Source organism: Mycobacterium appelbergii (genome assembly GCF_032883035.1).
In the GTDB taxonomy this organism is placed as follows: domain Bacteria; phylum Actinomycetota; class Actinomycetes; order Mycobacteriales; family Mycobacteriaceae; genus Mycobacterium; species Mycobacterium appelbergii.
In genome coordinates this window covers 307,515-333,700 of record NZ_JAMQTH010000005.1, presented here as the reverse complement: position 1 = coordinate 333,700, position 26,186 = coordinate 307,515, and the positions used below count along the sequence as shown (strand labels likewise).

The following is a 26,186-nucleotide window of genomic DNA, read 5'->3' as shown; positions in this document are numbered from 1 at the left end:
GGTCTGTATCGCGAAATAGGATCGGTCGTGCGGCCGCGCGACTAGCATCGAGCGATGTCCAGCATCGACTGGCGCGGGACTCGTCCAAACACTGGGCCGAGGGCAGCCGACACGCACAAGACCACGAGCGTGCCGGGCAGCGTCAGCGTCCGCGACGTGGTCGAGTTGCGACACCTCCAGGCGACGTTGCTCGCCGGCGAGGCAGGGCTCGACCGCCGTGTGTCATGGGCGCACGTGTGTGACGCCTTCGACCCCTGGAACTGGCTTGAGCCGGGCGACCTCGTGCTGACCTGCGGCTACATCGTCCCGGAGGCGCCGTCGGCGCAGGCGCGGTTCGTGGAGAACATGGACGCGGCGGGGTTGAGCGGCATCGTCATCGGGGAGGACGAGCGCCGTCCGCACCTCTCCGAAGAGATGCTCACCACGGCCGACCGGATCGGGTTCCCGGTGATCGACGGCGCGCACGCGGTCGGCTTCGCGCAGTACGTACGGTTTGTCGCCGCCGCCAACGCCCGGGGCGAGGACCAGTCGTTCACCCAGATCGCCCGGGTGAACGGCGAGGTGATGGCGAGCCTGCGCGAGACGCTCGCCGGCACAGAGTTCGTCGACCGCCTCAGCCGGGTGGTGAGCTGCAAACTCCACGTCGTCGACCCGGAGAGGTGGGAGCCGCTGATCCGTGGCGGCGATGCCCCCGGGCGTGAGTGGAAGGCCGCCTACGACACAGAAGTGAGCCGTTCTTCCGGCCGCGCGCCGTTTGTGATGAACCTGACCGTCGTCGACCGGACAGCGCTCACCATGCCGATTCCGAGCGAGCGCTCGGCCTGTCTTGTCGCCTTCCCGGAGGGCGACTCGGTGCCCCGGCTGGCGGTCCTGCAGCAGATTGCCGCCGCGTGCGCGCTGGAGATAGGCCGCGTCGATGCCGCGGTCGAGCGGTCCCGCCGGTCGGGCGCCGGGCTGTTGAATGACGCGCTGAACAGCCGGCTCGAGCCGGCGGTCCTGACTGCGCACTTCGATGGTCGCCGTCTGCGGGGCGACCTACGCGCGCTGGCCGTCGACGGCACCCCTCCCGCGATCGACAGCCTTGCGCGCAGATGGCTGATCCGCGGAATCCCGTTCCTGCTCGGCGAGATCGGCCAGGTCGCCGTCGCGGTGGTGCGGGATGGCGATGTGTCGCAGGCGGATTTGGAGGAGCGCACCACACGGGAACGATGGCGCGCCGGGCTCAGTGACCCGTTCGTGGGGATCGGCAATCTCGGCGATGCCGTCCGCCAGGCGCGGTGGGCGCTGGAGACCGTCAGCCCGGACAGCTCGGCGCTCGCACTCTACGGCGACAGCAGTCCATCCTTCCTTCCCCGAACGCTTGCGGAGTCCGGGCTGGTGGCCGACCGGGTGCTGGGCGCGCTCATCGAATATGACCGCGAGCAGGGCACCGAGCTGATCAAGACCCTCCAGGCGTACCTGGAGTGCGATCGATCGCCGAGCCGGGCCAGCGAGCTGCTCTTCATCCACACGCAGACCGTCAATTACCGGATTTCGCGGATCCAGGAGTTGACGGGCCGCTCGATGCGGTCCACCGGCGACGTCAGCGAACTCTGGTTCGCGCTACGGGCACTCGCGCTCTCCCAGGCTACGTAGCCGCATATGACCCGTGGTGTACGGGTCATATGCACAGACAGTGGGCAGCGCCGTGTCGGGTTGGCAGACTGCGACGGACGATACCGAGGGGAAACAGCTATGGGCACGTTTGAAGGACGCAGCGCGATCGTCACCGGAGTCGCCTCCGGTCTCGGCAGTGCGTTGGCACGGGAGTTCGCCGCTGAGGGGGCGCAGGTACTCGGCTGCGATGTCAACGACGAGGCGGGCGCGGCAGTGATGCACGGTATCGGCGTCTACCGCCACACCGACGTTTCCAAGGAGGCTGAGGTCGAGGCACTCGTCAACGATGCGGTGCAGCGGTTCGGCCGGCTCGACGTGATGGTCAACAACGCGGCCATTCAGGTCGAGCAGGAGCTGGCCGACACCACCGAGGAGCAGCTCGACCGCGTCCTCGCGGTCAATCTGAAGGGGCCGTTCTTCGGCTGCAAGCACGCGATCCGCGTGATGCGTGGCGCGGGCGGTGGCGCGATCGTCAATGTCTCCTCGGTCCTGGCGCTGGCCGGCGACCCCATGCTCGCCGCCTACGGCGCAGCCAAGGGCGGGGTGCTCGCGCTGACCAAATCTGCCGCGGTGAAGTACGGCCGCGACAAGATCCGCTGTAACGCCGTGTGCCCCGGCGATATTCAGACCGAAATGGTCGAGGCGTATTTCGCCGCGGCCGAGGACCCGGCCGCGCTGCGCGCGCAAGCCGAGGGCGAGTACCCGCTCGGTCGGATCGGCCAGCCGCGCGAGGTCGCCCGGGCGGTGCTCTTCCTCGCGTCGGACGACGCGTGCTTCGTCACCGGTGAAGCGCTCGTTGTCGATGGCGGGCTACTCGCCGAGTGCTACTGATGGAGATCTCCATGAAACGGCTCGGTCTCGTCCACACCGTCTCTCAGCTCGCACCGACGTTCGCCGAGCTCGCCGGTGAACTGCTCCCCGGAGTCGAGACGACCGTCATCGCCGACGAGCTCCTGCTCAAGCGCACGATCCGCGACGGCGTCGTCGACGACATGACGCGTGACCGGCTACGCGGCCACGTTGCCGCACTCGCCGACTTCGGTGCCGACGCGGTGCTCGTGACCTGTTCGTCGGTGGGCGCCGTGGTGGACGAGATCGCGCCGGGGGCGGACGTTCCCGTGCTGCGGGTCGACCGCGCCATGGCCGAACGCGCCGTCACGCTCGGGGCCTGCGTCGGTGTACTGGCCACTCTGCCAACGACACTCGAACCGACGACCAAGCTCGTCGAAGCTGCTGCGGGGGAGGCCGGGCGTGCCGTCAAGGTCGTCGCGCGGCTCTGCGACGGTGCGTTCGCCGCGCTGAGTCACGGTGATGGTGCGCGCCACGACGCGATCATCGCCGAGGAACTCGACCGCCTGGCCGCGGAGGTCGACGTCGTGGTGCTCGCGCAAGCCTCGATGGCGCGGATCGCCGCTGGGCGGCCCGCAGGCGGGACCCCCGTGTTGTCGAGTCCCCGGCTCGCGATGGAACGGCTCGCCTTGTATCGGACGATGAGCACCAGATAGCAGTTGGTGCCAAGTGCTAATGGAAGAGACCATGGGAATCCTCCACCATGATTGACGTGGAACGTGAATGGAAGCCTCGAATCCTCGGTCTCGGCGGCACGACCCGTCAGGGGTCGTCATCCGAGCGCGCGCTGCGCGCCGCGCTCGACCTCGCCGAACGTGCCGGCGCGGACACCGACATCCTGTTGGCTGGTGACCTGGAGCTCCCGGCGTACGCACCCGAGCGCGGGTCGGTCGGGCCGCAGGCCGGCCGCCTGTTGGATCTCGTCCGCCGTGCCGACGGGGTGATCGTCGCCAGCCCCGGCTTCCATGGCGGACCGTCGGGCCTCATCAAGAACGCGCTGGACCATCTGGAAGAGCTGCGCGATGACGAACGGCCGTACCTTGACGGTCGTGCGATCGGGTGCATCGTCTGCGCGGCCGGTTGGCAGGCGACGGCGACAACGCTTGCGGCGCTGCGGTCTACCGTTCACTCACTGCGCGGCTGGCCGACGCCGCTGGGCGTCACGATCAACTCGACCCCGGTCGGCGACGCGGATCCGATTGTGGCCGCTGCGCCGCAGCTGGGTCTGCTCGTCGAGCAGGTCGTCAATCTCGCCCGCTGGCAGCGGATGGCGGCCACCGTCGAGGTCGCGTCATGACCCAGACCACGACCGGAGTCCCTGCGTCGGTCACCGGGCGCGGACTGCGCACCGTGGTCGAGGGCCTGCAGCATCCCGAGGGCGTGTGTTGGTCCCCCGCCGAACAGGTGCTCTACGCCGGCGGGGAGGGCGGCCAACTCTATCGATTCGGGCTGGAGGGCGGGACTTTCGAGACGGTCTGCACCGTGCCCGACGGCTCCATGCTCGGTCTCGCACTCGACGGCGCGGGTGCTGCGTACGTCTGTGACGTCGGCAACGGATGCATTCAGAAGATCGCGCCCGACGGCGGCGTCCGGCAGTACGGTGCCGCGATCGGCTATCCGAACTACCCGGTCTTCGACGCCGACGGCCGGTTGTGGGTCTCGGACTCCGGGGACTGGGGCCGGGCGACCGGGGGGATCGTGCGTATCGACCCCGACGGCACCACCGAACGTGTGCTCGAAGGGCTGCACTTCGCCAACGGCCTTGCGCTGCACGGTGACTGGCTGTACGTCGTCGAGTCGACGTGGCCGCGGATCGTGCGGGTGCCACTCGCGGGCGGCGAACCGGAGCCGATCGTCCTTCTCGACAGGGTCGTGCCGGACGGCATCGCGTTCGACGCCGACGGCGGCTTGTGGATCGGATGCTGGCAGCCCAACCGTGTGTACCGCCTCGCCCCGGACGGCACGCTCGACATCGTCGTCGACGACTGGTCGGGCGTATACGCGCCGACGCCGACGAATCTCGCGTTCGCCGGGCCCGAGCTCGACGTCCTCGTGCTCGCATCCCTCGGCACGCTGGTGGTGACGGCCTGCGACCCAGGAGTCCGCGGGGCACAGCTGCACCTGCCGGCCGGCCTGCCCTGACCCCGATAATTCATGAGAGAGGACCTGCGAGTGAACAGTGACACCTACGACGTCGTGGTGATCGGCGCGGGATTCGCGGGGCTGACGGCTGCGCGCGATCTCGCCAAGGACGGCAAGCGGGTGCTGATCGTCGAGGCGCGGGACCGCATCGGTGGCCGCACCTGGTACCGACCATTCGCCGATACCGGCCTATCCATCGAGCTCGGCGGCAATTGGGTCGATACCGAAGGCAACGCGGCGCTCATGGCGGAGGTCGAGCGGTACGGCGTCCGGCTCGCCGAGAGCCCGCACGCCCAGAACCATGTGTCGCTGCTCGACGGCGTCCTCAGTCACGCTCCCTGCCCAATCACCCACGACGACGAGGTCGCACTCCAGCAGATGGTCAAGGAGGTTCTCACGCAGGTGCGGCGGATCGACTCGGCGTTGCCGTTGGACCAGCAGGACGTCGCAGACCTCGATGTCCCACTCGACTCGTACCTCGACGGCTTCGCGCTGTCCGCGACGCTACGCGAGCTCGCGGGCGCGTGGATCCGCGAGAACACGGGCTGCCACGAGTCGCAGATCTCCGCGCTGCACCTGATGTCGTGGATCCCGAATCTGAACGACGATGTCCTGGCGCTCGGACACACGCCGACGCACCGCTTCGCGGCGGGCACGATCGATCTCTTACAGCGGATACTCGACGACTCCGGTGCCGCGCTGCGACTTTCGACGCCGGTCGAGGCGGTGACGCAGTCGGCCGAGCACGTCGAGGTGCACACGCAGAGCGGTGAGGTTTTGCGTGCACGCGGCGCCGTGGTCGCCCTGCCACTGAATTGTTTGACCGACGTCACGTTCACCCCGGCGCTGTCGCCGGATAAGGCCGCAGGTGCGGCGATCGGTCAGACCGGCGCCGCCAAGAAGCTGTGGGCGCTCGTCACGGGCCTGCCGCCGAAGCTCCTCGGGGTGGGCGGCCATGACGAGCCGATCGACGTCTTCTTCACCGACTTCCCCGCCGACGAGACCGGCCTGGGCGGCGATCTGGTCGTCGGGTTCTCGACGCAGGAGCGCCCGCTGGACATCCTGGACCACGATGACATGGAAGCGGCCTTCCGTCGATACGTTCCCGACGCAGGCGTCCTCAAGGTCGACGGCCACGACTGGCTCGCCGACCCGTACGCCAAAGGGACATGGTGCGCGGCACCCGCCGGGCTGTTGTCGAAGTACGCCTCCGCGCTCGAAGCCACCGAGGGCCGCCTGGTCTTCGCCGGCTCTGACATCGCCCACGCGTTCCGCGGCTGGATGGAGGGCGCCGTGGTGTCCGGGGCTGCCGCCGCGACGCGGCTCTCGGCGATCCTGGACGAGGCGTAAAGAACTGCCCGATAAGAGAGTTCACCCAACGAATCACATCAGGAGACCCTTTATGAGCTATGCCCGCGACCTGCAGGCGTCCGTGTGGGACGCCGAATGCCGCCACGACATCGACGGCCTGCTGAACCATTTCCACCCCGACGCCACGTTTCACGCGGGCGGCAAGTCCCTCATGGAGGGGCATGATGGAATCCGGGAGATGACCGAGGACTTCTGGCGGGACTTTCCCGAACTAGAGGTCGACATCCTTCGCGAATGGGGCAACGGTGAAACATCGGCCGTCATCGAGTTCCGCGCACGCATGACGGACCCGAACGGCAACCGATTCGCCCTCCAGGGCGTGAATATCGTCGAGATCGAGGACGGGAAGTTCAAGACTGTCCGCTCCTACGAGGAGGCACCTGCGCCGGTCGCCGACTGAGTACACCGCTGACAGCAGAGAGGGTGGCGTCCGGAACCCGGACGCCACCCTCTCTGCATTGTGCGCGCAGAGCGTTTAGCTCTCGGCCTAACACAGGGTTAACAGTCCATGTCTGCGTACAGTGGTGCGTCGCACAAGCTGGCACGAGGCTGTGAGCCATGACAAACCGGCTGGAAGGCACACAGCGGTGACGGTTGCGAGTGTGTCCGGGGTACCGCGTGTCCGAGACGTCAGCACCGAACCGGCAATTCGGATCCAGAACCTCTGGAAGGTTTTCGGTCCCAAGCCGCACCGAATCGTCGACGACACCGAACTGGCGGACATGACCCGCGCCCAGCTGCGCTCGAGATTCGGCTGCACGGCGGCGGTGCGTGACGTCAGCTTCGAGGTATTGCCCGGTGAAGTGTTTGTCATCATGGGTCTGTCCGGTTCCGGGAAGTCGACGTTGATTCGATGCCTGACCCGCCTCATCGAACCGACGGCCGGAAAGGTCCTCTACCGGGATCAGGACGTTCTCGGACTCGACAAGGACCAACTGCGTGAGCTCCGTCGTAACGAATTCTCCATGGTGTTCCAACATTTCGGCCTGCTTCCGCACAAGACGGTGCTGGAGAACGTGTCCTACGGACTGAAGATCCGGGGCGAAGACCAGAATTGCCGGGAGTCACGCGCGCGTGAGGTGATCGAACTTGTCGGCCTGTCCGGCTACGAATCGTCACATCCGGCGCAACTCTCCGGCGGCATGCAGCAGCGGGTAGGGCTGGGCCGCGCACTGGCCGGAGACCCCGAAGTGCTCCTGTTCGACGAGCCCTTTTCCGCGCTGGACCCACTCATCCGTCGCGATATGCAATCCGAAGTCGCTCGGCTGCACCGGGAGGTGGGCAAAACGATTGTCTTCATCACCCACGATCTGGACGAGGCCCTGAAGTTAGGTGACCGTATCGCGCTCATGCAGGACGGCGAGCTGGTCCAGGTCGGTACCGGCGCAGATCTGGTGGGCGCCCCCGCCACCGACTACGTCCGCGATTTCGTGCGTGATGTCAGTAGGGAGAAGGTACTGCCCGTCAGCTGGATCATGAAACCGACCGATGAGCGGCAATTTTCGCGCACCGTAGCCGAAGACACCCTGATATGTGACGCCATCGGACCACTACTCGCGGCTGATGGCGCTGTCGGTGTCACCGACGGAGAGCGCCTCACCGGCTATCTCGATGTCCGAGATGTGTTGTCCCTACTACAAGAGAACGCCGCCCTGCACCTCAACACAACAAGTAAGGTCGATCCTCAACCATGAAGCTTCTCTGCAGCCTCGGAGCGGTCCAAAAACGGTTGCGCACAGCACTTCTAATGACTCTTCCTGTCGTCGTGGCGGTGTCTTGCGCCACGCCGCCCGCGGCGCAGGAGAGCGCCGTCCAGGTCAACGATGCGGTCCGGTCCGCCGTCGCCGCTGAAGGCGAAATCGTGTTGGCGCGGATGAACTGGACGAACCAACAGGTCAACACCGAGTTGGCCCGCCGGGTACTCACCGACATGGGCGCCCGCGTCACCGTGCAGGCACTGGATGACACCACGGTGTTCGCCGCGATGGGCAAGTCCGACAACATGGTCGACATGGTGGTCTTCCGCCCGACGGCCCAGAAATTCTGGGACGAGTTCGTGACCGAGAAAAAGACGGTCGCACCGATCGGGGATACCGGTTACGAGACCGTGGAAGGCTGGTATGTGCCCACCTACGTGATCAAGGGCGATCCCGAGCGGGGCATCGAGCCGGTGTGTCCCGGCCTGCCGGACTACCACGCGATCAACGATTGCGCCGCGGCGTTCGCCACGCCTTCCACAAATGGCAAGGCTCGTTACCTCGCAGGTGATCCCGCGTGGGAGCCGCTCTTCGGCGATACCGAGCGCATCGACAACCTGGGCCTGAACGTGGAGAAAGAGTACGCCGGCTCCGAAGCGGCGCTGGTGGCCGAGTTCAAGCGGGCACTGGACCGCGGCGAACCTGTGATGGGGTTGATGTGGAACCCGCACATGCTCTTCGCCAAATACGACCTCACTCTGGTCGAGATGCCTCCCTACTCCAAAGAATGCTGGGGCACCACCTATGCATGCGCTTGGGAGACGGCATCCAACTCCATTGTGGCGTCGGCCGAGTTTGCCGCCGGGCACCCTGTTGCGACGAAGTTCTTCGACGCATACACATTGCCGGTGGAAGCGCAGAACGAGATCATGCTGAATATCGAAGAGCAAGGCCGCACGGTCGAAGAAGTGGTCGACGACTGGATGGCGGCCAACGAGTCGGTGTGGCAGTCCTGGATTCCGACGTCCGTCTGATGAGCACTGCTGCAACGTCGGCAACCGAGGGGATCCGCCCCGCGTCGGTGGGCTCCTACCTCACACCGGCCAGAGCGTTACCGGTGGGCATCGCCGCTGTCGTCGTGGTGTGGTTGTTCTCAGCCCCGGCCCCAGGGCTGCGGATCCCACTCGGAGAGGGCGTCGCGGCAGTCGCCGACTGGTTCGTCGATAACTGCGGCTGGCTATACGCGCCGATCGCCGGTGCTACCGAGTGGGGGCTGGGCGTATTCCTGCTGTGGTTGCAACTCATCCCACCGCCGGCCCTTTGTGTCGTGCTGGTGACATTGGCGTGGTTCGCGGCCGGAACACGGCTGGCACTGCTGACCGGCGTCGCGCTGCTGTGGGTTATCGGTACCGGCCTATGGCGCCCCGTGTTGGAGACGTTGGCGATGGTGTCCATCGCGGTGTTCGCTGCCGCCGCGATGGGCATCGCTTTCGGGATCGGCACCGCAATGCTCCCGCGCCTGCGGGCCCCTGTCGGTGTCCTGCTCGATGCCATGCAGACCATCCCGGTCTTCGTCTACCTCCTGCCGGTGGTCCTGATCTTCGGCCCCGGCAACACCGCCGCGGTCGTGGTGACCGTCATCTACGCACTGCCGCCCATGGTCAGGTTGACCGAACTGGGTGTCCGGCAGGTTCCGCACGCCACCGTGGAGGCAGCCACCTCCCTGGGCGTGACCCGAGGTCAACTGCTACACGATGTGCAAGTGCCACTGGCCCTTCCGCAGATCCGCGCCGGGCTCAACCAAACCATCATGCTGGCCATCGCCATGTCCGTCATTGCCGCCATCATCGGCGCCGGCGGCCTCGGCTCCCCGGTCTGGTCCAGTCTCGGCCGACTAGAATTCGGCACCGCTCTCGATGCCGGTGTGGCGCTGGTTCTGATCGCGATCATTCTCGACCGCGCCAGCAGCTCGACCGTGCAGGGTGGGCGCCTGTGGCGCCGCGCCGCGATCGCCGGGGGTGTCATCGCTGCCGCGATGATCGTGTGCGGGTCGATCGGCGGGCTCCGGTTCGCCGACTTCACCAAAGTCCCGAGCTGGCTGGACTTCTCCTTGCGGGGCCGCGCCGACGCGGCGGTCGACTGGCTCAACATCAGCGGTGCGGTGGTGATCGACCCGATCAAGAACGCCCTCGTCGTCTACCTGCTCAATCCCCTCAACAGCGCGCTGGCCACCGTGCCCTGGCTGGTCATCGTCCTTCTCGTCGGCATTGCCGCAACCGTCCTGCTCGGACTTCGCCGTGGACTCCTGCTCGCTGCATTGACCTCCTGCATCGGCTTCCTCGGACTCTGGGCCGAAGCAGGAGAAACCGTTGCCATTACCGGGGTCTCAGTGATCCTGACCCTGGCAGTGGCCATTCCGCTCGGCATCGCCGCCAGCGCCGACTCCAGGTTGGAGGGCGTCCTTCGCCCGATACTGGATACTCTGCAGAGCCTGCCGATCTTCCTGTTCGTCATCCCCGCAGTCGTCGTACTGGGCTCCGGCCTGCCCGCAGGCATCCTGGCCACGGTGCTCTACACCCTCGCCCCGGCCTGCCGGTTGACGTGCCTGGCCATCAAAGAGGTGGACCCCGGACCCATCGAGGCTTCGACAGCGGCAGGCGCCACCTATCTCCAACGGCTACGCACCGTGTCGCTGCCCCTGGGCGCTCCGATGATCCTGACCGGTATCAACCAGAGCGTCATCATGGCTTTGGCCATGACCGTCGTCAGTTCGTTCATCGGTGCCCCCGGCCTGGGCCGGACCATCCTGGTGGCCGTCGCGCAGGTCGACCTCGCCGCCGGTGTCGCCGCTGGACTGTGCATGTTGATCCTGGCCACCGTGTTCAGCCAATTGATGACCGGTCTGACCGGGGCGGTCCGACGCGCAGAACCAGAGTCTGATCTCAGATCCAACCGTGAGTGAGCAAAAGGAACGAGCATGCACACTGCCCTCCAACTTTCCGCCGACGACTTCAGGATCAAAATAGACGGTGCACCAAGTGATCTGGCATCGCTGTTGCCAGGCTGGACACCTCACGACAGGTTCGGCATCGTGGTCCACGAGCCGTACGGCGCCATCGGCGCCAGCTATCTGATCCAGGCCGCCATCGTGGCGTTTTACGATGTCCGCCCGCAGCGCCGTGCCGGAAGGGGACCGGGCATAGTCGAACCCAATGACGTGGCGATCTATCCGGACATCTACATATTCCACGTCGGCGGCCGTCACGGTGACTTCAGCATGTTCGACTTCTGGCCTGCGCGCAAAGAGGTCTTCGTCGAATCCGACCCCCGGCTGGTGCTCGACGCAGTCAACGACCGTGGGATCACCCGCCTGGCAGTCCCGGATGTCCCGCCAAGGCCTGTCGAGCACGAGTACAAGGAACCCGCAGCGGCGCGCGATCGAATCGAGAGTGTGTTCGCCTACTCGGCGTCGGGCCAGGTGGATCTGCCTGACATCACGATCCACGGGGTGCGGCCTGCGGCCGAGGTCAGCCCGAGCGATGTGCTTGACCCGAAGCGGATGTGCGCCGACGTGTCGGCTCCTGATTTCGTCCGATTGACGACCACCGATCCCGTTCTTCTGCAACGAGAGTGGGCCCGCTTGGTGCAACTACGCGCTGATGAGGGATCCGAGGGGCTCGAGTTGGCCCGGGCGCGCCGATCGGCGCTCGACGATGGGCAGGTTCTGCGCGAGACATACCGCCGGATCAGTGTCGATGATGCGCTGAATCGTTTGGTGCCGTCTGTGCAAGAAGGCCCGGGCGCGGATTGAGCGGGCGTGAAGTGCAGAAGGGCGGAGTCCGGTTTCGGACGCCCGCCCTTCTGCACTCAAGGCGCCGGTGCTACCGCTGGTCGGGCGCGGCGTTCCAGATCGTGTAGATCTTGCGGACCGTTTCACGGATATCCCAGGTGCCCCGCCAGCCGTCCGGCGCGACGAGCACGACGCCCGGACGGATCTCGTGGACGGTGCCGTCGGCGGTGGTGATGGTGCCGGCACCGGTGAGGAAGTACATCAACTCGGTGTCGCCGTTGCGGGCAGAGTCGAAGCTCCCCGGGGTGCACTCCCAGATACCGCTGCGCCCGCCGGCGTCACTGTGCAGCACATGGACCGACTCGACCGGCGTACCGGTCAGGGCGGGCGTGCGGGCGCCGCGAATGGTCAGCTCCAGCGTCTTGGGGTCGGCGTTGTAGGCGATCGCCGGGATCGTGGTCATGCGTTGGCGACGGCGCGGGCGCCGAGGGTTGCGATGCGCGGGCCGACCTCGCGTCCGAGGAGCTCAAGATGGCGCCGGTAGGGCTCGGGGTCCTGACTGAAGTCGAAGGTGAACGACAGCAGGGCGCCGATGCCGCCGAGGTCCTCGTTGAAGCGCGTGATCTTCTCGACGACCGTGTCGGGGGAACCGACGATGAAGAAATGGTCGACCATCCACTCGAGTGTCAGCTCGTCGATGGTCATGCCGGGGTCGAGGAGCAGTTCACCGAGCGCGTACGGCTTGCCGCCACGGTCGCGGACGACGCGGAACGTGGGCAGCACCAGCTCATCCCACGTGCGGCCGGCCGGGCCCTCGAGGAACAACCGGCGCGCCTCTTCATCGCTCTCGGCGACGAAGACGTCGCGCATGACGCGCCAGTTCGCACGGTCAGGCGTGTGGCCGGCTTCGGTTGCCGCGTCCGAGTAGGTCTCCCACTGTTGGCGCAGTGCGGCCGTGCCGACCTGCTGGCTCATCGGGGAGAAGCCCCGTCGGGCGGCGTCGGCGAACGTGGGCGAGGTGGGCTGGACGCCGGTCATCACCACCTCGGGATGCGGCCGCTGAAAGGGCTTGAGGTGCGGCCCGTTCCACTGCTCGGAGTGGGCAGGCATGTCGACGGTCCAGAATTCGCCCTCGATGCGGAACGTCCCGGTGCGGGTCCAGATGGCCATGATGATGTCGATGGCCTCGTCCATCATCTTCGCGTTGTTCTGCAGCCCAGCGCCGAACAGCTGCGCGTCCGTCGGGAACGAGCCGGGTGCAAAGCCCGCAATGTAGCGCCCGCCCGTCAGGTGGTCGAGGTACATCAGCCGGTTCGCGAGGGCGATGGGGTTGTGGTACGGCAGCAGGTGAGCCGCAGCGCCCAACCGGAGCCGCTGCGTCTCGCGCGCGGCGGCGGCGATCATCAGGTCGGGAGCCGGGTTCGGCTCGTGGCCGATCGTGTGGTGTTCGGCGAAGAAGAGCTCGGCCAGGCCGTATTCATCGGCCCACCTGGCGATCTGGAGGTCCCACTCGATCACCTCCTGCAACGTGCGGCGTCCGGCGACGTACTCCTGGGCATATGGCGGGCTGAAAAGTCCAAGATCCATGGCTGCGTTCGATTCCTTGTGTGTTCGGTGACATTTTCGGCTTTCCTCCTCCCAAGGTCGGGCAGCAGACGCGTCCTCACAATTGATGCCAACCTCAAACGTCCGGCGTTTGGCTGTCGATGCGTACAGGTTCTTGGATGGCGGACTAACCCACCGGCCACGGTTCATGTCCACATACAGTGGCGCCGCGCGGCGGCGGGCCGGAAAGCTTTCCGCCATGGTTAACAGGCTGGAAGGCAAAGTGGCGTTGGTCACCGGCGCCGCACAGGGACAGGGCGCTGCGCACACGGATTTGCTTGCCCGACAGGGCGCCCGCGTCATCGCGACGGATGTGCTCGACGAGCAGGGAGAGGCGCTCGCAGAACAGCTCGACGCCGAGGGCTTGCAGGTCGTCTACCGGCATCTCGACGTCGCGTCCGAAAAGGACTGGGCCGCAGTCATCGCCGGCGTCGACCCCAACTGGGGCCCGATCAACGTCCTCGTCAACAACGCGGGCATCAGCTCGCCGGCCGGCGTCGCCGACGTCAGCATCGACGAGTGGAACCGCGTCGTTGCGATCAACCAGACCGGGATTCTGCTGGGCATGCAGGCCGTCATCCCCGGGATGACCGAGCAGGGTTCTGGGTCCATCATCAACATCGCGTCATCGTGGGCGCACCGGGGCGGTACGGAGAACGGGTTCATCGCGTACGTCGCGACGAAGGCCGCGGTCCTGGGGATCACCCGTAACGCGGCGATGAACCTTGGCAGGCACGGGATCCGGGTGAACTCGGTATCACCGGGCTACGTCCGGACGCCGCAGGTCGAATACGCAGAAAAGACCGAACCTGACCGGGTCGCAAAAGATGTCGCGAAGATTCCGATGCGGCGCATGGCCCGCCCGGCCGAGATCGCCAAGACGATCGCCTTCCTTGCGTCAGACGAGTCGTCGTACACCACCGGTGTCGACTTGCTCGTCGACGGCGGCATAAACCTCACCTGATGTCCACCGCTCGGCCGACCAACACACTTCCCCGGTCGCTTCGCTCCTACCCGCCGATCGGTTTCATCGCCGACGACATCACCGGTGCCACGGACCTTGCGAGCGCACTCGCCGGGCGCGGGCTCGACACCCGCCTCGCCTTCGGCAGCGCCGCAGTGCCTGACGACGGCGGGGATGCAGTTGTGGTCGCGCTCAAGATCCGCAGCGTGCCCGCATCCGAGGCGCGGGCGGCCGCGACCGAGGCCGCCGAGGCACTCCGCGCAGTCGGTGCCCAGCAGATTTTCTTCAAGTACTGCAGCACATTTGACTCGACGGCCGACGGCAATATCGGGCCGACCACCGACGCGCTCATCGACGTGTCGGGCGCTCGCCACGTCGCGCACTGCCCGTCATACCCGGCGAACGGCCGCACGGTCTACCTCGGCCACCTGTTCGTCGGTGACGAGTTGCTCAGCGAGTCCCCGATGCGCGACCACCCCCTGAATCCGATGCGTGATCCGCAACTGCGTCGCGTGCTCGGCGAACAGACGCCGCGCGGCGTGGCGCTCGTCGAGTTGTCCACGGTCGATGCGGGCGCCGACGCGGTTACCGTGCGTCTGGCCGAGACCGCCGGCCTCACCGCCGGCGCCCATCACGTGATCGCCGACGCCGTCCGGGACGAGGACCTCGACGTGATCGCCGAGGCCACGGCCGGAGATCGGCTCGCCGCGGGCGGGGCCGCGTACGGTGCGGCTTTCGCCGTCGCTGCCCACGCGCGCGCCGGCCATCCGCCACCGGTCCACCAGCAGCGCCCGGTGCCGCCGCCCGGGCCGGCCGCGATCCTCGCCGGCAGCCTCTCGCGCGCGACGCGCGAACAGGTGCGGGCGTTCGACGGGCCGACCCTGACCCTCGGCGTCGTCGACCTCGTCGACGGGGACTACGCCGTGCGCCGCGCGCTCGACTTCGCCGACCGCCGCCGCGCCTGCGGTCCGTTGCTGATCACCACCGACCATGATGCTGTCGGATTACGCGTAGGCGCGACCGGGCTGAGTCCGGCGCAGGTCTCGCGCCGGATCGAACTGGCCATGGGCCGCATAGGAATTGGGCTCGAAGGGCTCGGCATCCGGCGGCTCATCGTCGCCGGCGGTGAGACCTCGGGTGCGGTGGCCGAGGCCCTTGCCCTGCGGTCGGCGCGGATAGGCCCCGACATCAGCGTCGGCGTCCCGTGGCTCGTCGCCGAGGACCGCGAGCTGTCCGTCGCCTTCAAATCGGGAAACTTCGGTGGGCCGGGGTTCTTCCGAGACGCGTTGGAGGTGGTGCGGTCGTGACTTTCGACGGCACGAATTTCAACGACACGAATTTCGACGACACCGTGCGAACCCAGATCGTGCAGCTCGGCGCCGCGTTGTACGACCGGGGCCTGACCCCGGGCCGGACCGGGAACCTCAGCGTTCGGACAGACGACGAGATCATGATCACCCCGACCGCTGCGTGCCTGGGTCGACTCGACCCCGAGCGGCTCGCCGTGACCTCGATCGACGGGGCACACCTCGCGGGTGACCGTCCATCGAAGGAACTCGTCTTGCACCAGGCGCTCTACCGCCATCACCCCACATGTTCCGCGGTGGCACACCTGCATTCGACTTCCGCAGTGGCCGTCTCATGCCTACCGGGGCTCTCTACAGAAGACGCGCTGCCGCCGATCACGCCGTACTTCGTGATGCGCGTCGGCCGGCTCCCGCTGATCGACTACGCGCCACCGGGAAGCCCCGAACTCGAGGAGCAGGTCTCGCGGGCGTCGCAGCGCTCACGTGCGGTGCTGATGCGCAACCATGGGTCGCTCGTCGCCGCGCTGTCGCTCGACAGCGCGGTAGACGCGGTCGAGGAGATCGAGGAGACCGCGCGCCTGTACCTGCTCCTGGAAGGCCGCTCGCCGGCGTATTTAAGGGAGGAGGCCGTGGCGGATCTGCACCGCCGCTTTCCCCCGACCGCGTAGGGGCACCGGAGGGACGCGGCAGATTGATCGATATTCCGACCCATGGCATGTCAGATTGTGGATGTGCCTTCAAATGCTGAGGCAGGCGAATGAACCGAAACATCACTGACGTCTCAACGGCGCCGTCAGAAACTCCCGCCGCGCAGAAGGTCGTAGGCCTGAGCGGATCGATGGGCACATTCCGGCTCTTCGCCTTGGTCATGGCCTTCGTATCACCGCTGGTGACCGTGGCTGGATGGCTCGTCATCCTGATTGCCTACGGCGGTCCGGCCGCGCCCGCGATGATGCTCGTGGCCGCGGTGCTGGTCACCATCTTCTCGCTGGGTTTCGTGGCGATGGGACACCACATGCCCAACCCCGGCGCCTTCTACTCCTACGTCGCGGCGAGCCTGGGACGTGTGATGGGCCTCGGCGCGGGCTTCGTCGCGGTCGCGGTGTACATACTCCTCGGAATGTCGTCGTTCATCTTCTTCGGCGTCGCCGCATCCAACTTCGTCACAGGCGAACTCCACGGTCCCGGCATCAGTTGGTACTGGTACACGTTGATGTTGTTGGTCGTCGTGAGCGTCTTCGGTTATCTGCAGGTCGAATTGTCGGCGAAGGTACTGCTCGTCGCGATGTCGCTCGAGATTGTGGTGGTGCTCATCTTCGACCTGGCAATCTTTGCCGGCGGCAACGTATCTGAGCAGGGCGGTGTATCTCTCGAACCGTTCTCGTGGATGTCGTTGACGGGCGCATCCTGGGGGCTGGGCCTGCTGTTCGCGATCCTGTTCTTCAACGGCTTCGAGGGAACGGCGGCCTTTCGTGAGGAGGTCAGAGATCCCGCCCGCACCATCGGCCGGACCACACTGATGGTGGTCGCGTTCGTCGGTGTCTTCTACTGCATCGCGTCGTGGGCAATCGTCTCCTACTTCGGTGCGGACAAGGCGGTCGAACTGGCCAGCTCCGATCCGGTCAGCATGTTCACGACGGCACTCGGCGCGTCGGCCGGCCAGTGGTTGGTCGACGTCGCGAGTATCTTGCTTCTGACTTCGATCTTCGCGGCGTCCGTCTCGATCTACAGCATCCTGACGCGTTATCTCTACTCACTCGGAGTCGACCGGGTTCTGCCACGACAGCTGGGTGCCGTTCATCCGAAGCACAATTCACCACACAAGGCATCGTTTGCCGCGGGCGCGCTGTTCCTGGTTGGTGTGCTGCCCGTCATGCTGGGCGGTGCGGATCCGTCGCTGATCTACGGCCGGCTCGGAGGCACGGGCGGCTACGGCTACCTGCTGCTCTTCGCCGTGGTCAGCCTGGCGGTTCTGGTCTACTTCTGGGGCCGGCGGGGCTCACATTCAGTGAATGTCTGGGTGTCTGTCGTCGCCCCGGCCGCATCCCTGGTGGCAATGAGTGTTCTTCTCATCGTGGGGATCATGAACTTCTCGACACTCACCGGTGGATCTGGTGCGCTCGCGGTCATCCTTCAGGCCGTGGTGTGGGGCAGTGGTCTCACCGGGATCGCGCTCGGTATTTTCTACCGAGCGAAACGACCCGACATCTTCGCCCGGATCGGCCGCCGGGATGTGACGGAAACGGCTCAGCTGTCGTAGTCGACTGCGACTGTTGGGGTCGTCGGGTGGGATTGACACGTCAGGATGACGCCGGCCTCGACCTCAGCCTTGCTGAGGGCGAAGTTCTGCTCCATCGATACCGCTCCTGTCGTGATCCTGGCTTTGCACGTGCCGCACGCGCCGCCGAGGCAGGCATACGGTGCGTCGATGTTGTTCTTCAGCGCCGATTCGAGGACGGTTTCTCCCGGGGCGAGCTCCACGGTGTGATCCGCTCCGGAAAGCGTGATGGTCACCTCGGACTCGGGAAAGTGATCGACGTGTGTCGGTCGGCCCGTGCCGCGGAACAGTTCGAGGTGTATCCGCTCGGTCGGCACCTCAACCGATGCGAGGTCGTCGCGCATCGTCGTGACGAGATCGGCTGGGCCGCACAGATACCACCGGTCGATCGAGGTGACGCCGGTGGCGAGCAGCTGTTGAACCATCGCCAGGTCGATGCGGCCGCGAAGCGCTGCGGGATGGTGCGCCTCGGCGGAGCGGATATGGAAGATACGTAACCGGTCTGCATATCGCGTTTCGAGCTCATCGAGTTCGGCGGCGAACATGGTCGATTCTGCGGTTCGGTTGCCGTAGAAGAGGGTGAATCGGCTCTCGGTCTCAATCTCCATGGTTGTGCGGATGATCGACAGGATGGGCGTGATGCCGCTGCCGGCCGCCACCGCGGCATAGTCGCGCTGGGCGAGTGGATCAAGCGGTGCGCCGAAGCTACCCGTGGGCGTCATCAGTTCCAGAACGTCACCGGCGCGCAGTGTTTCGACGGCAAAGGTGGAGAACACCCCGCCTTCGAGGTGCCGGACTCCGATCGCCAGCTCGCCCGAGGTGGCCGAGGTGCAGATCGAGTAGTTTCGCCGTACTTCCTTCCCGTCGATGCGGTGTCGAACGGTCAGGTGTTGGCCTGCCTGGAAATGGAATTGGCCGCTGAGGTGATCGGGAACGTCGAACGTGACCTTGACGCTGCCCGGAGTCAGAGGCTCGACGCTTTTGACCGGGATCGGGTGGGTGCTGGCATGGCGTGCCGCGGAGGAACGCGGCATCCGAACTGGTAGCAGCGCAGCCAGTTTGCCGTTGAGGCGTTTCCACTCGTGGTACTGCTCGGCGTCGAGCTGCTGCCCGAAGACGGTGCTCATCGCCGAGTCGCGCTCCAGGTAGGCGGTCTCATTGCGCCGCCAGGTCGCGACGTAGCGGTGGAAGGGGATGGACGGGTGGAGGTGGTGGACCAGGTGGTAATTCTGCGACAGCAGCAGGGGAGTCAGGATCCACTCTGAGCCGACACGGTTGCGGGTTGCGCGGTAGCGGTTGTCGCGTTGGGTGTGTTCCAGGTCGTGGTGGGGCAGCCAGTCGAACCACCACGCCAGCACGAACATCGCCACCCGCTCGGGAATCAGGTAAACCAGCGCGAGCGTCCACAGCTGCCCGGTGAAGAAGGCCGACACGATCACCGTCACCGAGAAGGCCATCAAGGCTAGGGTTTCGAGAATCTCGGCGCGCGGGCGCCTGCGCACGTTGCGTACCAGGAAACGGATGTAGGGCAGGTCCATGGCCGGGAACCGGATGGGCAGCTGCCACCAGGGTGCGGCACTGACGAAGTGATCGGGATCGGACCCATCGTCGTTGGTGTTGCGGTGGTGCTCGATATGGATGAACGCGAACGACTTGAATGAGATCAGCGGCGAGACGAAGAACATCGCCACGCGACCGAAGGCGACGTTGACCCAGCGGTGCGTGCTGATCGAGTAATGCGAGGCGTCGTGCAACACGGTGAATAGGACGAAGATCGCGGTGGCGCTCGCGGCGATGGTGGCGATCGCAGGCAGAACATCGGTGACGGCAGCCCACGTCGATGCACCGAAGAGAGCAAGCGCGAACGTGAAGATGCCGACGATCGGCCAGGACAGCGTCGGAACCTGCTCGCCCGGATCAGGCAAGGCGTGCTGCGAGGCCGGGGGTCGGGAGTGTTGAGTCGTAGTCAACATCGGAGTCCTTCGCGCTGCGGGATGAGATGCCTCGAAACCTACAAACGGCCGGTATCGGTCAACAAGGCCCTCCCAGCCCTCTCCGATGTGCTGCCAGCACATTCTGGCGCGCCTGAGATCCGGTCAGTCCGGTTACGGCTCGCGCAACACCGAGGCTCCCAGCACGTCGCACACGAGCAGGGCGGCGTGTAGTTCGGCGACTTTGGTCGTGGCGGGCCGACCCATGCGCTCTTCGGCACGGCGCATCCTTTGCAGGACCGTGTTCTTGTGGATTCCCAACGTGCGCGCCGCGGTCGTCAGACTCCCTTGCGCGTCGAGAACGGCCAGGAGTGTGGTGCGCTCGGCGCGCTCTTTCGCGTCGTCCCGCGCGAGATCGCCGAGCTGCGCGGCGACGAAGGCCCTCGCCGCATCCAGGTCGCGCGAAATGGCATCCACCAACGCGACATCGCTGAACTCGGTGATCGTTGGCGCTGCGCGCCCAGACAGTTCGACGACGCGGCGCGTGCGTAGCGCCTCCAGGTGGGAGGTGCGAAAGCCCGCGGCTCCCGGATGGGCGGAGCCCACCGCGAGGTGAACGTTTTCGCGTTTGCCGGGTAACTCCGTCACCATGCCGGTCAGCGGAGCTCTGGCATCCCCCGTGACCGATGCCCATCCCCACACCGCGAGTGGACCGTCCGCCACGACGAGTACATGACTCACCCCGAGAAACCGACCAACCTGCCTGGCGAATCCTTCAAGGTCGACGCCGCGGTCGTCGATCCAGCACACGAAACCGATCTGCCGACCGGTGAGCCGGTGGCTGAGCACCCGTTCGGCCCGGGCATTGTCGACGCGTTCGCCGGCGAGCAGGGCCCGCACGACCTCGTCGCGTTCGGCCCGTGCCTGGTTCTGGCGCCGGTCGAGCTCGGCGACGTACTCGGCCGCCACCAGACTGGAGATGCGGTCGATGTATCGGAATCCGAACCGCTCGAGGTCGATGAACGTTCTCAGCGCGACGGTAGGATCGTCGATCCTGTCGGCCAGCAAGTCGGACAGTTTCTCGGTGAAGTACTCGTGGCCCAACCGGTAGAACCGCAGCATCACATCGACGCTGTGTCCCCGTGATGCCATTGCTCGCGCGTGCTCGAGTGCCGTTACCGGCGCCTCGGCGGCCGCGACGTCGATCCCATGCCGGAGCATCGAAAATACCGCTTCGAGATTCGACGAGCACGATCCCAGGGTCAGACCGCGAAGTTCAGCGTCCCCGCCGACCTCCGGTACCCGCTCGATGATGTACCCGGCCATGTCCTCGGCCAGACTGGACACATCCGCCAGCAGAGACGCAGCGATACCCCGTCCCACGTCCGCGCCATCGGCCGACTCTGGCGGGTCCATAGCTGCACACTAACGGCGACCGGGCTGCCACAGCCGTCCGATCGCGATCATCCTCTGGTGGCAGCCAGGACTTCCAGCGTGACCGGCTCGACGAACTGCCCGGCCGGGTCGATCGCGAGCAATGCGCTGGTGATTGCTTGTTCGAATGCGGTCAGTTGGTCGCCGAGGAGCCGACGTAGCGGAAGCGAGGTCGAATAGAGGTAGCCGATGATCTGTTCAACGGTCCATCGGCGGTCGAATTCGTACACCAGTCCGCGTACCTGCGCGAAAGACGAACGTGCCAGGATCTCCTGGTGTGAGCGGTGGTCGACGGGAGCATTCATACGTCCGGGCAGCGGGTCGGGTGGTGCGAAGTCAGGCGGCAGGAAACGACCCTGCATGTCTTCGATGGCCTGCTGCCATGCCGTAACCGGTCGCACCAGGCAGCTGTCGTTGGCGAGCACAAGTCCGCCGCTGTCCTCGACCATGTGATCGAGCGCCACGAGGACTTGTTCGCGGTCCATCCAATGAAACGAGCGGCCCATGGTGACGAGCCGGAAGCGCCCGAATTCGCCTGGGAGGTCTGCCGAGTCGCCTTGGACCCACGTCGCATTGACGATGTGGTCGGCCTGGGCTTGTCGGGTCGCCTCGGCGAGCATCTCGGGCTCGGGGTCCATACCGACGATTGCGGCGACGTGCTCCGCGAGAGGCAGGCTCAGTTGGCCGGTGCCGCAGCCCAAGTCGAGCAGACGCCCGGTGCCGTCGAGGTGGAACTGCTGCACGATGTCGTCGACGAGCATCTGCGGATAGCCCGGCCGATAGCGCGCATAGTGCCAGGCTGTTCCTGCGAACAGGCTGTCGCCGCCAATTGAGCCGGTCATGTCTGCCTCTTCTGCGTCCTAGTGCCGCAGGCGTTTGTGGTCCCAGCGGCCGCCGTCGGCCTCTAGGGCTTGGCGGTCCCAGTTTCCGCATTCGGCGGCAGCCTCGTAGGTGGTGGTGAGGAACTCGAGCAACGCGCGTTCCGGTGATGCGGCGGTGCGCACCGCCTCGTACGGCAGCAGGAACTGGCCGTTTTCCTTGCTGTAGAACGCTTCTTGCGGGCCGACGCGGTAGTCGGCGAATCCGCTGGGCTCTGGATAGGCGTAGGCGTAAAAGGCGCCTTCCTCACCGCCGCCCGGCCAGAATCCGCAGCTGCTCAATTCGTGGGAATAGCCCTCCACCATGACCCAGTCACCGCAGTTGGGCGCACCGCCGGGGTGCTGCGGTGCAGTGCGACCGGAGAACCTGGTGCACGCCAAATCCATCGCCCCCCAGAAGAAGTGCACCGGACTGACCTTGCCCATGAAGTGCGACCGGAACTCGTGCAGCACGCGGTCGGCAGCGACCAGCTGCTGCCAGAACAGGTGGACGGCGTCGGCATCATAGGAGCGATGTACGCGGTCGTCGGCAAACGGGATCGAGGGGTCGACCTCGTTGGGTCTGGCTTGGATCTGTACGGGGATTCCGAGTTCGTCCAGCGCAGCGACGGTTTCGGCATAGAAGTCGGCCACGGACTTGGGTTCCAGCGTCACGTGCCGGGTCTGGCCGTCGCTGGATCGTATGTGCAGCCGGTGGTCGACGAAGTCAAACTCGATGTCGAACACGCCGGTTGGGCCGGGAATCGCGGAGGTGGTCAATCCCCGCGGGCTGACGTACAGGGTGACCTGCCACCAGTGATTGACCAACGGGGCCCGGGACAGCCTGATCTTGCCGATGATCTGAGCCCACATGTGCAGGGTGTCGCGGGTGTCGGTCCAGTCGTCGACGCGCAATGCCGGCCATGTCTGCGGCTGAGCGGGCGTGCTGTCTGTCACTGCCGTACCTCCTGCGACCTGGATGGATGGAACCGCACTTTGCAATCTAACCCCGAACCGGGTGTGGCACGCACCAGTGACCGAGGGGTGCGGTGCAGAGCCTTCCTGAGATTCCTGCTGCGTCGAAGGCGGCCTTCGTATCCGCGGGTCCCCGCGTGAAATGCCGCCAGCCTTCCTGGTGGGCAACCACGACATGCGGTGAGCCGAGGACCTCGGCGGCAGCTGCCGCACGCTCGGGGGTGAGACTCAGCGGCCGCCCGCCGAACTTCGCCGGGACGGACGCGGAGCCGGAGAAGAGGACTGCACAGTCGATTTGCCTGATGCGTTCCCGGATTTCACGAACGACCTCAAGGGACGCATTGTCCCCGCTGATGTAGGTGGTGGGACTGCCCGCTGCTTCGATGACGAACCCGACGACCTCACAGTTGACGAAGCCCTCGTCATTGAGTTCGCCGTCGGCGGGGCCGTGCTGGGCAGGCACCCCGGTGACTCGAACGTTCCCGTCGGGAGATGTCCACGTTGACCAGAGGGTCAGCGGAATCGCGGGTCCACCGAGGCGGCCGGCCGCGGTCGCCGTGGTCAGCACCACGGGGGCGGCCAGCGCGAACGCGCGCCCCGCGACATCAAGGTTGTCGGGGTGCAGATCATGACTGACGAGTGCGATGTCGACCCCGCCGACCGCAGCCTCGTCGACGGCCGGCCCGGCCAACTTCTCCAGATATCCGTAGTCGGTGGGGGGATCGAAGGTGGGATCGCAGATGATCCGTTGGCCGCCGATGTCGACCACCGTGGTGGGTCCACCGAGGACGGCGATACCGAATGGAATCCGTTCCGGCGTGAGGATGACGTGTTCACAGGTGGACATGGCGCAGGTCCTTACTGATGAATGATCCGATGAACAGTAGTGCACCACCGGCAACGAGGATGACCAGCGGCGTGAAGTCGTAACTCATGGTGGTTCCGAGCCATAGCATGTAGTACGGGTAGAAGGCGGGCAGGACACTGGGCAGGCTGTACGCGATGCCGTATCCGGAGGACCGCACTTCGGTCGGGAACATCTCCATGATGTAGGCGGTGATCATCGCGAACACGAGCAGCCCGCCGACGATCGCCACTGCGGCCCCGGCGATTACCGCTGCGGCGCTCGTGTGGTTACCGATGGCCAGGGCGAAAGCAATGGGACCGGGCACGAGGTTGAACAGGGCGATCGCCAGGAAGACTCGGCGTCTGCCGTAGTGCTGACCCGCGGCGCCGATCAGCGGGAACAAGGCAATAGCGATGACCGCCGACACCAACACTGCCGCATTCACGGTTTCAGTTGTGGTGCCGAGCAGCTTGAAGTGACCGGAGAAGACGCCGATGGTGCCGTCGAGGATGAGCCACGCACCCGTGGAGGTGATGAACGCGACGGCGAAGTTGCGCAAGTTGGCACCCGAAAGCAGCGTTCGGAGAGGATTGCCGACGTTCGATGTCCTGGCCCAAACTTCGGACTCGGGAACGGATCTCAGGTAGTGCACAAACACCATGGCGGAGATGACGAATCCGATCGCGAAGGGGATGCGCCAGCCCCACACGCTGTAGGCAGAGTTGGCGGCCCCAGCGGGCAACACCCACAGGATCAGCATCGTCAGTAGCGTCATGAAACCGAGAGCAGCGGGATAACCGATGTTGAGTAGTGCTCCGTAGAGGCCTCGGCGGTGACGCGGTGCGTACTCCATCGCCAGCGGGTTGGCCGCGGTGTACTCGCCGCCGAGAAAGATCCCATCGATCAGACGGAGGAAGATCAGTGCCCCTGCAGCCCACCATCCCGCGACCGCATAGCCCGGGAGCAGAGCGATGAGCCCGGTGCACAACGTGAACCCGCCGGCGACCCACACCGTCGTCTTGCGCCTGCCGATACGGTCCCCGAGAAACCCGAAGATGATGGAACCGATGGGCCGGCCGATGAGTGAGACCGCGAAGATCAACGCCGTCAGGGTCGCCGCCTCTGTTCTGGTTGCAGAGGCAGGCATGAAGTATGCGATCGCGGGCGCCAGAGCGATGACCGGAAGGTACACGTCGTACATGTCGACGAAAAACCCGGCAATCGCCGCGCGCAACGCTTTACGCCCGTTCGCCCGGTACTCGGGATCGTCGGTGCGTTGACTCTCGAGGTCTGCCGCGTCGGCTCCTCGGACTGAGGTTTCAGAGGACATCTGCGGACACCCCATCTCCGTTCAAGAGAGCTGAATCGACCACGCGCGATGCATGCTCGGGCTCCGACGACTCACCGTCGGTGGTCGTAATGGCAGGTCTCCGGGTCTTGTCGACGCGAAGGTCGAAAATGTCGAAACGGTTGTAGGTGCCGACGATGTCGTGAGCGCGTTTCAGCACAATCTCGTCGTGAAGATCGACCGTGGCGGTGACGATGCCCTCGTGACCTTCCGGGGGACCGGCGATGACTTCGCCGCGGGGGCCGACGATCATCGAGACGGTGGGAGTGGCGCGCAGCAGTCGTTCGATTCGCGAGTCACCCTCGGCCACGGCGTCGATGGCGGACTGGTCCAGCGTGGTGGCGGCCACCACAGTGAACACTTTCCCTTCGAAACTGTGTGCGGCGCTGCGCAATCGGATGCTCTCGGCGAGGTCGTACTCGGGTGCGTCGGCGCGCTGATCGAAAGGCCAGGCGGGCGGGTAGGTGGCGATGTGCAGCCGTTCGCCCTGAGCCAGCAGGGTGTACCGCGCCAAGGTATTGGTGTTCTCGCCGCAGATCAGTGCCCCCAGGAACCAGCCGCCGAGGTCGACCGGTTCGAGATTGTGGGCGTCGCCATGAGACCACGTGAGTCGTTCGTGCCAGGTGCCGACGAGTTTGCGCCGGTGGTTCACCAGGTTGCCGCGCCGGTCGAAGATCAGGTTGGAATTGAAGAGCTGCCCGAGGCTGTGGCCGGCACGTTCGTTGACGCCGACCGAGAGCACGACGCCGTGGCGCGCGGCGATACGTCCGAGCCGCTCGGCATGCGGTCCCGGAACCGTGATCGCCGACTCGAAGAGCCGTAGATAGAGGTCATGCTGGTCCACCGGAGCCAGCACCGAGCCCCAGATCGGAAATCCCGAGACGAAGGTTTCGCCGAACACCACAAGCTCGGCTCCTTGTGCTGCGGCGTCGGCCACCAAGGATTCGAGCTTGTCGAGCGTGCTGTCTCGATCGAGGAACACGGGCGCCGCCTGGACGGCGGCGACCCGTACTGCGGGCAGGCGGTCATTACTCATGGGAAGGTTGTCCTTGCGGGTTGTGTCGAAGAGATGCGACGCTCTTAGACGGTGTCAACGTGTGTATTTGCGAACGCTAGAGGCGTAGATCACACCCGG

General features: G+C 65.8%; 24 protein-coding genes. 15 read left to right on the top strand and 9 right to left on the bottom strand.

Features of this window, described 5'->3' with window-relative positions:
- Nucleotides 1-54: 54 nt before the first annotated feature.
- The 11 genes from M1247_RS13995 to M1247_RS13945 all read left to right on the top strand — a co-directional run bounded on the left by M1247_RS13995 (nt 55) and on the right by M1247_RS13945 (nt 11,526).
- Nucleotides 55-1,635 carry a PucR family transcriptional regulator gene (locus tag M1247_RS13995; protein WP_317156947.1) on the top strand — a complete coding sequence of 527 codons (1,581 nt, stop codon included), beginning with the start codon at nt 55-57 and terminating at the stop codon, nt 1,633-1,635.
- Nucleotides 1,636-1,734: 99 nt separating this feature from the next.
- Nucleotides 1,735-2,487, top strand: coding sequence for an SDR family NAD(P)-dependent oxidoreductase (locus M1247_RS13990; RefSeq protein ID WP_317156946.1), 753 nt, complete (start codon nt 1,735-1,737; stop codon nt 2,485-2,487).
- A gap of 11 nt (nt 2,488-2,498) precedes the next feature.
- A complete protein-coding gene (locus tag M1247_RS13985; RefSeq protein WP_317156945.1) occupies nt 2,499-3,161 on the top strand; it encodes an aspartate/glutamate racemase family protein in 663 nt (220 codons plus the stop codon).
- A 47-nt stretch (nt 3,162-3,208) separates the two neighbouring features.
- Nucleotides 3,209-3,802, top strand: a complete 594-nt coding sequence (locus M1247_RS13980; RefSeq protein ID WP_410506867.1) for an NADPH-dependent FMN reductase — start codon at nt 3,209-3,211, stop codon at nt 3,800-3,802.
- Nucleotides 3,799-4,647, top strand: a complete 849-nt coding sequence (locus tag M1247_RS13975) for an SMP-30/gluconolactonase/LRE family protein (protein ID WP_317156943.1) — start codon at nt 3,799-3,801, stop codon at nt 4,645-4,647. Before M1247_RS13980 ends, M1247_RS13975 begins: the two co-directional genes overlap by 4 nt.
- Nucleotides 4,648-4,677: 30 nt before the next feature.
- Entirely contained in the window at nt 4,678-5,997 is a 1,320-nt protein-coding gene (locus tag M1247_RS13970) for a flavin monoamine oxidase family protein (protein WP_317156942.1), read from the top strand.
- A 52-nt stretch (nt 5,998-6,049) separates the two neighbouring features.
- Nucleotides 6,050-6,418: a nuclear transport factor 2 family protein gene (locus M1247_RS13965; RefSeq protein WP_317156941.1), complete on the top strand. Its 369-nt coding sequence runs from the start codon at nt 6,050-6,052 to the stop codon at nt 6,416-6,418.
- A gap of 187 nt (nt 6,419-6,605) precedes the next feature.
- Nucleotides 6,606-7,712: a quaternary amine ABC transporter ATP-binding protein gene (locus tag M1247_RS13960; RefSeq protein WP_317156940.1), complete on the top strand. Its 1,107-nt coding sequence runs from the start codon at nt 6,606-6,608 to the stop codon at nt 7,710-7,712.
- A 53-nt stretch (nt 7,713-7,765) separates the two neighbouring features.
- A complete protein-coding gene (locus M1247_RS13955; protein ID WP_317156939.1) occupies nt 7,766-8,749 on the top strand; it encodes a glycine betaine ABC transporter substrate-binding protein in 984 nt (327 codons plus the stop codon).
- Entirely contained in the window at nt 8,749-10,677 is a 1,929-nt protein-coding gene (locus M1247_RS13950; RefSeq protein WP_317156938.1) for an ABC transporter permease, read from the top strand. The genes M1247_RS13955 and M1247_RS13950 overlap by 1 nt, the downstream gene beginning before the upstream one ends.
- Nucleotides 10,678-10,692: 15 nt before the next feature.
- Nucleotides 10,693-11,526, top strand: a complete 834-nt coding sequence (locus M1247_RS13945; RefSeq protein ID WP_317156937.1) for a hypothetical protein — start codon at nt 10,693-10,695, stop codon at nt 11,524-11,526.
- 70 nt (nt 11,527-11,596) lie between these two features.
- On the opposite strand, the gene M1247_RS13940 is transcribed toward M1247_RS13945, so the two are convergent.
- A complete protein-coding gene (locus M1247_RS13940; protein WP_317156936.1) occupies nt 11,597-11,968 on the bottom strand; it encodes a cupin domain-containing protein in 372 nt (123 codons plus the stop codon).
- Nucleotides 11,965-13,092, bottom strand: a complete 1,128-nt coding sequence (locus tag M1247_RS13935; protein ID WP_317156935.1) for an LLM class flavin-dependent oxidoreductase — start codon at nt 13,090-13,092, stop codon at nt 11,965-11,967. Before M1247_RS13935 ends, M1247_RS13940 begins: the two co-directional genes overlap by 4 nt.
- 217 nt (nt 13,093-13,309) lie before the next feature.
- Between M1247_RS13935 and M1247_RS13930 the strand changes: the two genes are divergently transcribed.
- From M1247_RS13930 to M1247_RS13915, 4 genes are all read left to right on the top strand, one after another.
- Nucleotides 13,310-14,074: an SDR family NAD(P)-dependent oxidoreductase gene (locus tag M1247_RS13930; protein ID WP_317156934.1), complete on the top strand. Its 765-nt coding sequence runs from the start codon at nt 13,310-13,312 to the stop codon at nt 14,072-14,074.
- Nucleotides 14,074-15,381 carry a 3-oxo-tetronate kinase gene (otnK, locus tag M1247_RS13925; protein WP_317156933.1) on the top strand — a complete coding sequence of 436 codons (1,308 nt, stop codon included), beginning with the start codon at nt 14,074-14,076 and terminating at the stop codon, nt 15,379-15,381. The genes M1247_RS13930 and otnK overlap by 1 nt, the downstream gene beginning before the upstream one ends.
- Nucleotides 15,378-16,049 carry a 3-oxo-tetronate 4-phosphate decarboxylase gene (otnC, locus tag M1247_RS13920; RefSeq protein WP_317156932.1) on the top strand — a complete coding sequence of 224 codons (672 nt, stop codon included), beginning with the start codon at nt 15,378-15,380 and terminating at the stop codon, nt 16,047-16,049. Before otnK ends, otnC begins: the two co-directional genes overlap by 4 nt.
- An 89-nt stretch (nt 16,050-16,138) precedes the next feature.
- Nucleotides 16,139-17,641 (top strand): APC family permease, encoded by a 1,503-nt coding sequence (locus tag M1247_RS13915; RefSeq protein WP_317156931.1) that lies wholly within the window; start codon nt 16,139-16,141, stop codon nt 17,639-17,641.
- Here the strand turns inward: M1247_RS13915 and M1247_RS13910 are convergent.
- The 7 genes from M1247_RS13910 to M1247_RS13880 form a co-directional block, all read right to left on the bottom strand.
- A complete protein-coding gene (locus M1247_RS13910; protein ID WP_317156930.1) occupies nt 17,629-19,632 on the bottom strand; it encodes a fatty acid desaturase in 2,004 nt (667 codons plus the stop codon). The two genes, M1247_RS13915 and M1247_RS13910, sit on opposite strands and share 13 nt — an antisense overlap.
- Before the next feature lie 132 nt (nt 19,633-19,764).
- A complete protein-coding gene (locus M1247_RS13905; protein WP_317156929.1) occupies nt 19,765-21,006 on the bottom strand; it encodes a PucR family transcriptional regulator in 1,242 nt (413 codons plus the stop codon).
- A 47-nt stretch (nt 21,007-21,053) separates the two neighbouring features.
- Entirely contained in the window at nt 21,054-21,866 is an 813-nt protein-coding gene (locus M1247_RS13900) for a class I SAM-dependent methyltransferase (RefSeq protein ID WP_317156928.1), read from the bottom strand.
- An 18-nt stretch (nt 21,867-21,884) separates the two neighbouring features.
- The gene (locus M1247_RS13895; protein ID WP_317156927.1) at nt 21,885-22,838 is read right to left on the bottom strand and encodes a DUF5996 family protein; all 954 of its coding nucleotides are present in this window, start codon (nt 22,836-22,838) and stop codon (nt 21,885-21,887) included.
- 46 nt (nt 22,839-22,884) lie between these two features.
- On the bottom strand, nt 22,885-23,703 hold the full coding sequence (locus M1247_RS13890; RefSeq protein WP_317156926.1) for an MBL fold metallo-hydrolase: 819 nt from the start codon (nt 23,701-23,703) through the stop codon (nt 22,885-22,887).
- Nucleotides 23,690-25,033 (bottom strand): MFS transporter, encoded by a 1,344-nt coding sequence (locus tag M1247_RS13885; RefSeq protein ID WP_317156925.1) that lies wholly within the window; start codon nt 25,031-25,033, stop codon nt 23,690-23,692. Before M1247_RS13885 ends, M1247_RS13890 begins: the two co-directional genes overlap by 14 nt.
- Nucleotides 25,023-26,087 carry a carbon-nitrogen hydrolase family protein gene (locus M1247_RS13880; RefSeq protein WP_317156924.1) on the bottom strand — a complete coding sequence of 355 codons (1,065 nt, stop codon included), beginning with the start codon at nt 26,085-26,087 and terminating at the stop codon, nt 25,023-25,025. Before M1247_RS13880 ends, M1247_RS13885 begins: the two co-directional genes overlap by 11 nt.
- Between the last annotated feature and the right edge of the window lie 99 nt (nt 26,088-26,186).

Bases quoted from the DNA above. Each gene is read 5' to 3' on its own strand.
- otnK (WP_317156933.1), top strand. From the start codon at position 14,074: ATGTCCACCGCTCGGCCGACCAACACACTTCCCCGGTCGCTTCGCTCC.
- M1247_RS13880 (WP_317156924.1), bottom strand. From the start codon at position 26,087: ATGAGTAATGACCGCCTGCCCGCAGTACGGGTCGCCGCCGTCCAGGCG.
- M1247_RS13990 (WP_317156946.1), top strand. From the start codon at position 1,735: ATGGGCACGTTTGAAGGACGCAGCGCGATCGTCACCGGAGTCGCCTCC.
- M1247_RS13950 (WP_317156938.1), top strand. From the start codon at position 8,749: ATGAGCACTGCTGCAACGTCGGCAACCGAGGGGATCCGCCCCGCGTCG.
- M1247_RS13900 (WP_317156928.1), bottom strand. From the start codon at position 21,866: ATGACCGGCTCAATTGGCGGCGACAGCCTGTTCGCAGGAACAGCCTGG.
- M1247_RS13915 (WP_317156931.1), top strand. From the start codon at position 16,139: ATGAACCGAAACATCACTGACGTCTCAACGGCGCCGTCAGAAACTCCC.
- M1247_RS13955 (WP_317156939.1), top strand. From the start codon at position 7,766: ATGACTCTTCCTGTCGTCGTGGCGGTGTCTTGCGCCACGCCGCCCGCG.
- M1247_RS13965 (WP_317156941.1), top strand. From the start codon at position 6,050: ATGAGCTATGCCCGCGACCTGCAGGCGTCCGTGTGGGACGCCGAATGC.
- M1247_RS13935 (WP_317156935.1), bottom strand. From the start codon at position 13,092: ATGGATCTTGGACTTTTCAGCCCGCCATATGCCCAGGAGTACGTCGCC.
- M1247_RS13980 (WP_410506867.1), top strand. From the start codon at position 3,209: ATGATTGACGTGGAACGTGAATGGAAGCCTCGAATCCTCGGTCTCGGC.
- M1247_RS13975 (WP_317156943.1), top strand. From the start codon at position 3,799: ATGACCCAGACCACGACCGGAGTCCCTGCGTCGGTCACCGGGCGCGGA.
- M1247_RS13940 (WP_317156936.1), bottom strand. From the start codon at position 11,968: ATGACCACGATCCCGGCGATCGCCTACAACGCCGACCCCAAGACGCTG.
- M1247_RS13885 (WP_317156925.1), bottom strand. From the start codon at position 25,033: ATGTCCTCTGAAACCTCAGTCCGAGGAGCCGACGCGGCAGACCTCGAG.
- M1247_RS13995 (WP_317156947.1), top strand. From the start codon at position 55: ATGTCCAGCATCGACTGGCGCGGGACTCGTCCAAACACTGGGCCGAGG.
- M1247_RS13905 (WP_317156929.1), bottom strand. From the start codon at position 21,006: ATGGACCCGCCAGAGTCGGCCGATGGCGCGGACGTGGGACGGGGTATC.
- M1247_RS13985 (WP_317156945.1), top strand. From the start codon at position 2,499: ATGAAACGGCTCGGTCTCGTCCACACCGTCTCTCAGCTCGCACCGACG.
- M1247_RS13930 (WP_317156934.1), top strand. From the start codon at position 13,310: ATGGTTAACAGGCTGGAAGGCAAAGTGGCGTTGGTCACCGGCGCCGCA.
- M1247_RS13910 (WP_317156930.1), bottom strand. From the start codon at position 19,632: ATGTTGACTACGACTCAACACTCCCGACCCCCGGCCTCGCAGCACGCC.
- M1247_RS13945 (WP_317156937.1), top strand. From the start codon at position 10,693: ATGCACACTGCCCTCCAACTTTCCGCCGACGACTTCAGGATCAAAATA.
- M1247_RS13890 (WP_317156926.1), bottom strand. From the start codon at position 23,703: ATGTCCACCTGTGAACACGTCATCCTCACGCCGGAACGGATTCCATTC.